Annotated in this window: 7 protein-coding genes and 1 tRNA gene; 3 read left to right on the top strand and 5 right to left on the bottom strand. The window is 60.7% G+C overall.

The window, feature by feature from the left end; genetic code table 11:
* Nucleotide 1: 1 nt before the first annotated feature.
* From ACM66T_RS03590 to ACM66T_RS03580, 3 genes are read right to left on the bottom strand one after another with little or no spacing between them, the layout of a single operon-like run.
* Nucleotides 2-949, bottom strand: coding sequence for a transglutaminase family protein (locus ACM66T_RS03590; RefSeq protein WP_231020432.1), 948 nt, complete (start codon nucleotides 947-949; stop codon nucleotides 2-4).
* A 2-nt stretch (nucleotides 950-951) separates the two neighbouring features.
* Entirely contained in the window at nucleotides 952-3444 is a 2493-nt protein-coding gene (locus ACM66T_RS03585; RefSeq protein ID WP_416768778.1) for a circularly permuted type 2 ATP-grasp protein, read from the bottom strand.
* A complete protein-coding gene (locus ACM66T_RS03580) occupies nucleotides 3445-6816 on the bottom strand; it encodes a DUF2126 domain-containing protein (protein ID WP_231020430.1) in 3372 nt (1123 codons plus the stop codon).
* 283 nt (nucleotides 6817-7099) lie between these two features.
* On the opposite strand from ACM66T_RS03580, the gene ACM66T_RS03575 reads away from it, so the two are divergent.
* Complete coding sequence (locus ACM66T_RS03575; protein ID WP_231020429.1) at nucleotides 7100-7588, top strand: glutathione peroxidase; 489 nt, start codon at nucleotides 7100-7102, stop codon at nucleotides 7586-7588.
* A 40-nt stretch (nucleotides 7589-7628) separates the two neighbouring features.
* On the opposite strand, the gene ACM66T_RS03570 is transcribed toward ACM66T_RS03575, so the two are convergent.
* Nucleotides 7629-7705 (bottom strand) — tRNA-Ile (locus ACM66T_RS03570).
* 41 nt (nucleotides 7706-7746) lie between these two features.
* Nucleotides 7747-8856, bottom strand: coding sequence for an FtsW/RodA/SpoVE family cell cycle protein (locus ACM66T_RS03565; RefSeq protein ID WP_231020428.1), 1110 nt, complete (start codon nucleotides 8854-8856; stop codon nucleotides 7747-7749).
* Between the two features lie 125 nt (nucleotides 8857-8981).
* Between ACM66T_RS03565 and ACM66T_RS03560 the strand changes: the two genes are divergently transcribed.
* Nucleotides 8982-9965, top strand: a complete 984-nt coding sequence (locus ACM66T_RS03560; RefSeq protein ID WP_231020427.1) for an RluA family pseudouridine synthase — start codon at nucleotides 8982-8984, stop codon at nucleotides 9963-9965.
* A complete protein-coding gene (locus ACM66T_RS03555; RefSeq protein ID WP_231020426.1) occupies nucleotides 9904-11160 on the top strand; it encodes a fibronectin type III domain-containing protein in 1257 nt (418 codons plus the stop codon). The genes ACM66T_RS03560 and ACM66T_RS03555 overlap by 62 nt, the downstream gene beginning before the upstream one ends.
* Nucleotides 11161-11164: the final 4 nt, after the last annotated feature.

The raw sequence follows: 11164 nt of genomic DNA, 5'->3' as shown, positions 1-11164 counted from the left end.
GCTACTTCGACGATTGCGACTGTGACTGTATCTGGGTGGGTGCCGTCTCTTCATCTTCCTCAGTGGCACGCCGGACGTCCACGCGGACGCTGAGCCGGCTCTGCCCGCTCCCCCGCACCACCCCTTTGAGCGGCGAGATATCGTCGTAGTCCCGTCCGTGCCCCATGACGATGTGCTGCTCCAGGGGAATGATGTTGTTCGTCGGGTCGAGGTCGAGCCAGCCGCTCCCGGGGACGTAGAGCGATACCCAGGCGTGCGACGCGTCCGCGCCGAAGAGCTTCTCCGTGCCTTCGGGCGGGATGGTCTCGATGTAGCCGCTCACGTAGCGCGCCGGCAACCCGATGGAGCGCAGCGCGGAGAGGGCCAGGTGCGCGAAATCCTGGCAGACCCCCTTTTTCTCTTCGAAGATCGTCGTCACGGGGGTCGTCAGGTCGCTGAACGCGGGATTGAACTCGAAGTCTTCGAAGATGCGACCCATCAGCTCTTCGCCCGCCTCGAAAAGGCTGCGCTCCGGATGGAAGGACTCCAAGGCGTAGTCGTGCAGCGGCGCGATATCGACGGGCACGAGGTCCGACGCGAAGAGAAACTGCTTGGCGGCGATGTCGCGCGTGTTGAAGCCCGAGAGGCGCTGCAGCGCTTTGTCATAGGAGACAGCCCCTTTGCGAAGCCGTTCGATTGCCCGGTGCGCCTCTTTGATTTTGCGCCGCACCCGTGAATGTCCCGTCACCGTCAGGGAGGTGTGCGGTTCGCGCAGCAGCAGATGGTGGTTGGTGTTGCCGAACATGTCGACAAAGGCATGGATCTCCGACGCGTACGGCTCCGCGTCGAGCCGGAACGAGAGCAGCTCCTGCTCCCGCCCCTCTTTGGGCTTCAGCCGCGCGATGTTGTGGCTGAAGGTGACCAGACTCTGATAATGGAAGACCGTTTCGTGGAAAATATCGTAAATCATGCTCACTCGTCGTAATGGGAAAAATAGGTTTTCGAAAACTCGTCCGAAGCCTTCATAAAGAGCTCGGAGAGCTCGGAAAGCAGCCCATCAAGCTCCTTGTAGATGCCGTCGGACTCCTCATAGGTCAGCAGCGCCTGCGCCGTGGCGAGCTTCAGGCGCGAATAGGCCTGGAATATCGGCGCCTCGTACTCGGTGAGGTGGGTACGGGACTTCGGCAGGTCTTTGAGGTCCGAGAGCAGTTTCTGGGTCTGGTAGGTCAACGATTTCGGGTACTGCGGGTTAAGCAGCAGGAACTCGATGACGTTCTCGAGCTGCAGGGCGCTGCGGTAGTGGGCGCGGTAGGCATTGAAGCTCTCGCAGGTGTTGAGCAGCGCTTCGAGCAGTTCATACTCCTCGGCCTTCTCCTGGCGCGGGCAGAGCAGGGAGCGCGCTTTGGAGATCAGCAGCTGGACGCTCTCGATCCGGTAGCCGATATCGTACAGGACCAGCCCCTGCTCGCGGAACATGCTCTCTTCGACGAGCTCCTTGTACGCCAGCAGGTTCACATGCAGCTTGTCCATCTCATTGACGATGGTGCGGTTCATGCGGGTATTGGCGCTGCAGAACGCCTGCCACTCCCACTGGAGCTTGTCGAAGAGTTTCCACGCTTCGATGCCCAGCAGGTTCTTGATGCTGACGTTTGAACCCGACAGCATTGCCAGCGTAAAGGAGAGCGACCCGGTCCGGCCCTGATCTTTGAGCACTGAGACGATCTCTTTCATCGGGTTGTCCAGGAGCTTGTCGGCCTTTTTCTTGTTCAGGAATCCCGGATAGGTCATCGTCATGTGCGTAATGGCGCGCAGCAGCTGGTGCTGCGACTCCCCGGCGGTGTTCGACTCGTCGCGGTAGACGTTGATGAGGCGCTTGACCGCGTAGCGGATGAGGCGCGTCGTGATAATCGCGCGCGAGAGGTAGCGTCCGAGCCAGAAGAGGTTCTCCGCCCTGCGGGTCGGGATCTGGTCGATGGAGGCGTCAATACACGGCAGCTGTTTGAACGGATTGCTCGGCGCGCGCTCCTCATCCTCGCCGACGATCCAGAGGTCCTTGCTGGTGCCCCCTTTTTGCGACGAGATCAGGAAAGCGTCTTTTTGCGAGGCGACGCGCACGAGCCCGCCGTTCATTACCCAGTATTGGCTGCCGCGCTTGAAGGCGTAGGAGCGGATAACGGCATTGCGCGGTTCGACGGACTCCCCGGTAAAGTACGGCACGGTGGAGAAGCCGATCTCCTCCTGCGCCACGTAGAGGTGCGGCGCCGCCTTCAACCGTGCCCTCAGTGCATCGAGCTCCCCGGCGTCCATCTTCCGGCCGAAGTAGACCGTGGCACTCTCCGTGCGGTCGATATGTTTGACGATCAGTTTATCCAGGTGTTTGAGGACATATTCGAGTTCGCCGGGCTGCCCGCACCACCAGGTGGCGATCTGGGGCAGGATCAGCTCTTCATCGAGGAAGAACTTCGCAATGTTCTTCATAAAGGGGTTGAAGCCGAGGTTCTCGAGGATGCCGCTGCCGATGGGGTTAATCATCGCCAGGTTCTCCCGGCGCGCGGCATCGACCAGCCCCGCCACCCCCAGGTGCGAATCGTTTTTCAGCTCCAGCGGATCGCAGTAGCGGTCGTCCACCCGGCGCAGCAGGGTGTTGATCCTCGTGAGGCCGCTCAGGTTTTTCAGCCACAGCGCCCCGTCCTTGGCCAGCATGTCCTCGCCCTGCACCAGGCTGATCTCCAGCAGGGAGCTGAGATAGGCGTGCTCGAAATAGGTTTCGTTGTGCGGTCCCGGCGTCAGCAGGGCCGCCTTGGAGCGGTCCCCACCGCTGAGACGGTCGATCATCGATTTCATCTCTTCGATGAAGCCCGCGAGCCGGCGGGTATGTACCCCCGGATAGAGCGATTTGGCGATGATGTTCATGCTCAGGCGGTTCTCGACGGCGTAACCGAGGCCCGACGGGGCCTGGATACGGTCATTGACGATCCAGAACTTGCCATCGGGCCCCCGCGCCATGTCCGTCGCGTAGAAGAAGAGTTCAAAATCCATTTTGTGTCCGAAACCGAACATCTCCGCCGCGTACCCCTTGTGGGCGTAGACGACTTCGGCGGGCAGGATCCCCTGCCGCAGCAGAAGCTGGTCGCCGTAGAGGTCGCGCAGCATCAGGTCGAAAAGCTTCGCGCGCTGACGCAGCCCCTTGACGACGCCGTCCCACTCCGTCTGGGTGACGACGAAGGGGATGGGATCGAGCGTCCAGCGCCGTTTGGTGATCCCGTCGGGGGCGTCGTAGACGTTGTAGGTGACGCCGTTCTCTTCGAGGCTCCAGTCCAGCTCCGCCTGTTTGGCTTTCAGCCCCTCGATGCCGGTCGCCTCGATCTGGTCGCAGATCGCCTGCCAATGCGGGCGGCACTGCCGCTGCGCATCGACCATCTCGTCAAAGGAGCTTTCGGAAAAATAGCGGTCGAAAATCCCCATTTACACCCGTGTCCATTTCCGTCTAAGGTCCAGCGTATGGGGATACTCGGCGCTGCGCGGCAGCTCCTGGAAGACAAAGACCTTGTCGCCGGCGTGCTTCTCGGCCACTTTGCGCGTCACTTCACGCTCCCCTGCCGGCAGCGCCTGTTCGACCACGTGGGTCGGCACCTCATCGACACTGCCCTGGGTATGGTTGAAGCCCCAGAAACGGTTAATTCGGCGCGACTCCGCCTCGTAGCTGTTGACGGGGAAGGTATCGTAGCTGCGGCCGCCCGGGTGGGAAACGTAGTAGGTCATCCCCCCGATGGAGCGCTGGTTCCAGCGGTCGACGACATCGAACGTCAGCGGGGTGTCGACCCCGATCGTCGGGTGCAGCGCCGACCACGGCTCCCACGCTTTGTACTTGACCCCGGCGACGAACTCGCCCTCGACGCCCGTCGGGTTCAACGGCACCGCGACCCCATTACAGGTGAGCACATAGCGCTCCGGAACGAAGTTGTTCACTTTGACCTGGACGCGCTCCAGCGACGAATCGACATAGCGCGATGTCCCCTGCGATCCGCTCTCTTCTCCCAGGACGTTCCACGGTTCGATGGCCGCGCGCAGTTCGAGATGGACATTCTCCACCGTCGCCATGCCGTAAAGCGGGAAGCGGAACTCGAAGAAGGGGTCGAACCAGTCCAGCTCGAAGGGGTATCCCTCGGCATTGAGGAAACGGACGATGTCGGCGATATCCTCTTTGACGTAGTGTTCCAGCAGGAACTTGTCGTGCAGCTGGGTCCCCCACCGCACCAGTTTGTGGCGGTAGGGCTTGCGCCAGAAGAGCGAGACCAGGGTGCGTACCAGCAGCATCTGCATCAGGGCCATCTGCGAATGCGGCGGCATGTCGAAACCGCGCAGCTCCAGGATGCCCAGCCGTCCCGTGCTCGAATCGGGCGAGTAGAGCTTGTCGATACAGAACTCGGAACGGTGGGTATTGCCGGTGATGTCGGTGAGCATATGACGGAAGAGCCTGTCGGTGAGCCAGTAGGGCACCTCACCATTTTCGGGGATCTGCGCAAAGGCGATCTCCAGTTCATAGAGGTTCTCCGCGCGCCCTTCGTCGACACGGGGCGCCTGGGAGGTCGGGCCGATGAAAGCACCGGAGAAGAGGTAACTCAGGGAGGGGTGGTGCTGCCAGAAGGTGATAAGACTGCGCAGCAGTTCCGGGCGGCGCAGCAGCGGGCTGTCGTGCGGCGTCATCGCCCCGATGGTAACATGGTTCCCCCCGCCCGTACCCGTATGCTTGCCGTCGACCATGAACTTCTCCGTTCCCAACCGCGACTGGCGCGCGTCCTCGTAAAGTCCCAGCATCGTTTCGGTCAGTTCGCTCCAGTTCTTCGCCGGATGGATGTTAACCTCGATAACCCCCGGGTCCGGGGTCACTTTGATGCGCTCGATGCGGTTGTCGTGGGCCGGTTCGTACCCCTCGAGGACGACTTTGACATTGAGCTTCGCCGCGACCGCCTCGATGGAGGCCATGAGGTCCAGGAAGGCCTCTGTGTGGTTGAGCGGCGGCAGGAAGATATAGAGTTTACCGTCGCGCACTTCCGTACTGATCGCCGTCCGCACGAAGGCGTCGTAACGGTTCGCCTCCGTCGTCTCCGGGGTCGCCGCTTCGCAGCGTGCCCGCGCATCGTCAAGGTAATCCCCCAGTGCCGGGGCCTCTGCAAAAAGGTCGGGTTCGAAGTTCTGCGCCAGCTCCACATGGGGTTTGGCCATCAGCGACTCCAGTGGCATCCGCAGGCCCAGCGGCGAGTTCCCCGCACTGAGAAAGAGTTTTCCGCGGCGGAACTCCCATGCCGAGGTGATCCAGCGTGTCTTGCCGTAGTTAAGCGGCAGGACATAGCCGACCGGGTTGGCCAGCCCCTGCTGTAGCAGCTGCGCCAGGGTACGGCGCTCGAGCGGGTCATCCAGGTCAAACGTCGTCGGATCGACGTCGATGGGTAGCTCGGCCTCTTTGACGACGTAGTAGACGGGGTCTTCATAGGCTTCGACAATGTTCTTGTCGCTCACGCCCAGCGTCAGCGACAGCAGCTCCATGAAACGCTTCGCGTCTTCGGTCGTGTAGCTGTAGGTCGCGTTCATGTCGGCAAAAAGGTTCGGGTTGCGCCAGATCGGCTTGCCGTCTTTGCGCCAGACAACCGACTTCTGCCAGCGCGGCAGCGGTTCGCCCGGGTACCATTTCCCCTGGGCGTAGTGCAGCATCCCGCCCTTGCCGAAGGTCCCCAGCAGCCGGTGCGCCAGGACGTCGGCACGTTCGCGCTTGTGTTCGCCGTCGGCTTCGGTGTTCCACTGCTCGGACTCCATGTCGTCGATGGAGACGAAGGTCGGCTCGCCCCCCATCGAGAGACGGACGTCGTTGGCTTCGAGCTCCCTGTCGACCTCGAACCCGAGGTTGTAGATCGCCTCCCACTGTTCGTCGCGGTAGGGCTTGGTGACCCGGGGCGATTCGAAGATCCGCGTGACAGTGTTGGAGTAATCAAACTCCGTCTCGCATTTATCCGTCGCCCCGTCGATGGCGTGGGCGCTGTCGTAATGGGGCGTACATGCCAGGGGGATATGCCCCTCCCCGGCGAAGAGGCCGCTGGTCGCATCGAGACCGATCCATCCCGCCCCCGGGACGTAGACCTCCGTCCAGGCGTGCAGGTCCGTAAAGTCCGCTTCCGGGCCGCTCGGGCCGTCGAGGGATTTGACATCAGCGGTGAGCTGGACAAGGTAGCCGGAGACGAAACGCGCCGCGAGTCCCAGGTGGCGCAGTACCTGCACGAAGAGCCAGGCGTAATCGCGGCAGCTGCCGAGTTTGTTGCCCAGGGTCACTTCGCAGGTCTGCACGCCCGGATCGAGCCGGATCGTATAGTCGAGGTACTTGTGGATCTCCGTGTTGAGGTAGACGAGAAAGTCGTTTATATTGCGTTTCGTCTTCAGGTCGAGCGACTCCATGAACGTCTTGAGCTTTTTGCCTTTGTCCGTAATCTCCAGGTAGGGCAGCAGCTCCTTTTTCAGCGCCGGCTTGTACTTGAACGGGAAGTCCTGCGCATACTCGTCGACGAAGAAATCGAAAGGGTTGATGGTGATCAGGTCAGCAATGATCTCGACGTCGATGCTCATCTCTTTCGTCTTTTCAGGGAAAACGATACGGGCGAGGTAGTTGCCGAAGGGGTCCTGCTGCCAGTTGATAAAGTGGTTCTCCGGCTTGATCTTGAGCGAGTACGCCTCGATCGGGGTGCGGCTGTGCGGCGCGGGGCGCAAACGAATGGTATGCGGCGAAAGCGACACGTAACGGTCATACTGGTAAGCGGTTTTGTGGGAGATTACGACTTTGAGCGCCATGGTTTTCCTTGTGCGTCCTCGGAATATTGCTGCATTATATACTTTTCTCGATTCAACTTCGGGAAAACCGCGCCTATTTTTCACCCACCCCCCACGGGTTTTCACACCCCGGACCCGCCGCTGTTTCCGACGTCTGTTCCATCTCCGCGACCAAGGGAGTTTACATGGATGTTACAATGCGGTATCACACGGACGAAGGAAGATGATGAGACAGCGGACAATACGGGGGCTTTTTGGACTCTTATTGCTCTTTTCCATCCAAAACTGCGCCCAGGAGAATACAATGACCGACATCTACGCTTTCAACGTTAAAACCATTGACGGCAGCGCCACGACGCTCGAAGCTTACCGCGGCAAGGTCATGCTAATCGTCAACGTCGCCAGCCGCTGCGGCTTTACCCCGCAATACGAAGGGCTCGAAGCGCTCTATGAGCAATACAAATCCCGGGGCATGGTCGTCCTCGGTTTCCCCTGCAACCAGTTCGGTTCCCAGGAACCGGGAACGGGACAGGAGATCATAACCTTCTGCCGGAACAATTTCGGGGTCACCTTCCCGATGTTCGGCAAGATCGACGTCAACGGCGAGCACGCCCACCCCCTCTACCGCCACCTCAAAAAGGCCCGGCCGGGCGTGCTGGGCAGCGAGGCGATCAAGTGGAACTTCACCAAGTTCCTCGTCGACCGCAGCGGCAACGTCGTCGAACGGTTTGCCCCCTCGACGGAGCCGAAAACACTGGAAAGCGCCATTGAAAAACTGTTGGATGCGCCATAACGTTCTGAAAAATAAAAGGGAAAAGGTATCGTAGGTTTGGTGGTGGGTCCTCAGGGACTCGAACCCTGGACCACCCCGTTATGAGCGGGGGGCTCTAACCAACTGAGCTAAAGACCCACATCCGGTATCGGAAGGAGCGAATTATACTTTCGCGCCCTTTAGACGAAGCTTTTTTTGCCCCGGCGGTGGTAGAGTTCGGTGAAGCGGAACGCCATCAGGTTTTCGAGGATGCCGAAGAGGATCATGAAATTGACGAAACTGCTGCCGCCGTAGCTGAACATCGGCAGCGGGACACCGACGACGGGGGCGAGCCCGATGGTCATCGCGATGTTGACGCTCATGTAGACGAAGATGAGCAACGAGACCGACGCGCTGACGACCTTAATGTAGGGGTCGTGGGTGTAGAGGCTGATGCCGAGCAGGTGGATGATGATCAGGGCATAGAGCCCGATCAGCAGCACAGCCCCCATAAACCCGAAACGCTCCACGACATAGGCGAAAATGAAGTCACTCGACGCGATGGGAAGGAACTTCATCTGCGTCTGCGTCGCCTCCTCCTTGGCCTTGCCGACGACCCCGCCCGAACCGATGGCGATGATGGACTGCTGGACGTGGTAGCTCGGTTTCTCGCTCATAAAGTCCGTGATCCGCTTCTTCTGGTAGTCGTGCAGCTGGGTATAGATCAGCGGCATCGAGACGATAAAACCGACCGCCAGCGTCAGCCAGATCTTCCAGCGCACCCCGACGAGAAAGAGCACCCCCACCCCCAGCAGCAGCAAGACGGTAGCCGTCCCCAGGTCCGGCTCCTTGGCGATAAGGAAGAAGGGGAGCAGGATGTAAAAGGAGAGTTTCAAAAAAGCGGCCCAGCCGTAGCCACCGTAGGGGGGCGGATTACGCGAGACGAGGTAGGCCAGCATCAGGATGAACGCCGGTTTCATCAGCTCGGAAGGCTGCAGGGTAAAGTGCACAAAGGGGAGCTCGATCCAGCGCTTCGCCCCCAGGCGCGCATGGCCGAAGAACTCGACGGCGAGCAGCAGACCGATGTTGAACCAGTAGAAGATCGGGATCATCCAGCTCAGCCGCCGTACAGGCAGAAAGAAGAAAAAGGTGAAGACGACCGCGCCGACGCCGACATAGACGAGATGTTTGTGCGCCAGAAGGGGGTGGATCTCGCCGATAAGCCACCCCGACACCAGGACAAGGGGCACGACCAGCGCCGGGATGACAAAATCGAAGTGTGCTAAAATGCGTCTATCTATTCTGCGCAAGGCACGTCCTCTCAAGCGTTAAGCGTTCAGCGTCAAACGTGTAGAAAAAAGAGCGGTACGGGTCCCCATCCAGCTTTTAGCCACAGCGCTTAATGCCCAGTGCCAAAATTATAACAAAGGTTCCCATGCAGCCAACTGTCCTGACTTTCGAAGCCGCCGGGGGCGAACGCCTCGACACCTTTCTGGGGAAGGCGATGGGCGAACCCCGCAATCAGATCGCCCACCTCATCAAAAACGGCCATGTCGCCGTCGAGGCCAAAGCGGCGGCCAAGCCGGGGGTGAAGCTCAAAGCCGGTGAAAAGGTCACGGTCACGCTGCCGCAGATGGAGCCGGAGGAAGCGCAGCCCATCGATTTCGACGTGCCCATTCTCTATGAGGATGACGACCTGCTGATCATCAACAAGCCCAGCGGCCTTACCGTCCACCCCGCCCCCAGCGTCAAGGAGCCGACCCTCGTCGACTGGCTCAAACACCACGACATCCGCCTCTCGACGCTCAGCGGCGAGGAGCGCCACGGCATCGTCCACCGCCTCGACAAAGGCACCAGCGGCGTCATGATCGTCGCCAAAACGAACGAGGCCCACGACGCCCTCTCCAAACAGCTCCAGGACAAGAGCATGGGGCGCTACTACCTCGCCGTCGTCACCCCGCCGCTCAAAGAGGACCTCACCCTGGTCGATAAGCCGATCGGGCGCAGCCCCCACAACCGCCTCAAGATGGCCGTCGTTCCCCACGGCAAGAGCGCACAGACCCTCTTCAAAAAGCTGCTGCTCTCCAAGGATGAAAAGGAGGAGCTGATCGCCTGCAAACTCTTTACGGGGCGCACCCACCAGATCCGCGTCCACCTGGAAAGTTTCAGCCGCCATATCCTCGGCGACCATTTATACGGCATTAAGAGCAATCCCGATAAAATCCAACGTATTCTGCTGCACGCCTATACGCTCTACTTCACCCATCCGCGGACGGGAGAGGCAATGCGTTTTGCGGCCCCGCTTCCCGCGGCGCTCACAGAGAGGCTGCAGTCGCATTTCGCTACGGAGACACTGGATGATGAGACGCTCGACCCTGATCGTATCGGCACTCTTTTCGACACTGACACTGCTGATTAGCGGCTGTGTCGGAGGCCCCACCCCCGCCGGACCTGTCGCTATCGACAACACCCTGCCCCAGGTCAGCATCAACGGCTACCTGAGCGACACCGCCGCCATCGCATTTGAGTGGAAACCGGTCAAGGACACGCGGGTCAAAGGCGTAAATATCTACCGCGACACCCCGGGCGGCGAGGATGACAAACTCTACCGCATCGCCGTCATCGACGACACCCTCCGTACCCACTACGTCGACGCCGGCCTGCAGCCCGCCACGACCTACCGCTACCGCTTCACGACCGTCGACGCCAAGGGGCGCGAATCGATGCCCGACAACACCGTCGCCGCCAAAACACTGAGCCTCCCCGAGCCCGTCAGCTACTTCACGGCGACCAAAGAGCTCGCACGCAGTGCCAAGCTCCTCTGGCGTCCCCACCCGGACCTGCGCGTCGAGGGGTATGAAATCGAACGCCTCGATCCGGGCGAGAAATCCTTCCACTGGATTGCCCGCATCGACGGCCGCCTCCACGCCGAACACATCGACCACGATCTTGACGACGACAGCGTCTACCGCTACCGCATCCTCGCCCGCACTTTCAGCGGCGAGAAGAGCCTCCCCTCCGCCGTCGTGACCGTCGCGACCAAGCCGCTCCCGCTGCCGCCGTCGCAGCTCTCGGCCGGCCGGGGTGCGATCCACAAGGTCGCCCTGCAGTGGCAGCCCTCCCCCAACAAAGGGATTGTCTACTACAAGGTCTACCGTGCCGACCGCGAGGACGGCTACTACAGCTACCGCGCCAAAGTCGACAGAACCGCTTTTACGGACAAGGTCGAAGAAAACGGGGCACACTACTTCTACAAGGTCGCGGCCGTCGACAAGGATGAGTTGGAAAGCCTGCCGAGCGAACCTTCCGAAGGCACGACGATGGCGGCACCAGCCGTACCGGAGCTGACCGGCCTCGCACTGCGCAACAAAGCGGTGGTGGTACGCTGGACGGCAAAAGATGCCCGCGCCGTCGCTTTCGAACTCCTCAAGACGACCCGCAGCGGATGGTTCGACAGCAAAGAGAACGTCATCCGCGACATCAAGACCGAAAGCTTCACCGATGTGAACGTTTCGCCGGGGCTGGAGTACAGCTACAAGGTGATCGCCGTCGATGCCAACGGCCTCAAGTCTGAGCCCTCCGCGTCCAAGACCATCGTCCTGGAGGGCCAGTAACCCG

This window comes from Sulfurimonas sp. ST-25, from assembly GCF_048079205.1.
Taxonomy (GTDB): Bacteria; Campylobacterota; Campylobacteria; order Campylobacterales; family Sulfurimonadaceae; genus Thiomicrolovo; species Thiomicrolovo sulfuroxydans.
This window is presented reverse-complemented; position numbering and strand designations above follow the sequence as displayed.

Coding starts and splice junctions, on each gene's coding strand:
- ACM66T_RS03590 (WP_231020432.1), bottom strand. CDS start 949: ATGATTTACGATATTTTCCACGAAACGGTCTTCCATTATCAGAGTCTG.
- ACM66T_RS03585 (WP_416768778.1), bottom strand. CDS start 3,444: ATGGGGATTTTCGACCGCTATTTTTCCGAAAGCTCCTTTGACGAGATG.
- ACM66T_RS03580 (WP_231020430.1), bottom strand. CDS start 6,816: ATGGCGCTCAAAGTCGTAATCTCCCACAAAACCGCTTACCAGTATGAC.
- ACM66T_RS03575 (WP_231020429.1), top strand. CDS start 7,100: ATGACCGACATCTACGCTTTCAACGTTAAAACCATTGACGGCAGCGCC.
- ACM66T_RS03560 (WP_231020427.1), top strand. CDS start 8,982: ATGCAGCCAACTGTCCTGACTTTCGAAGCCGCCGGGGGCGAACGCCTC.
- ACM66T_RS03555 (WP_231020426.1), top strand. CDS start 9,904: ATGATGAGACGCTCGACCCTGATCGTATCGGCACTCTTTTCGACACTG.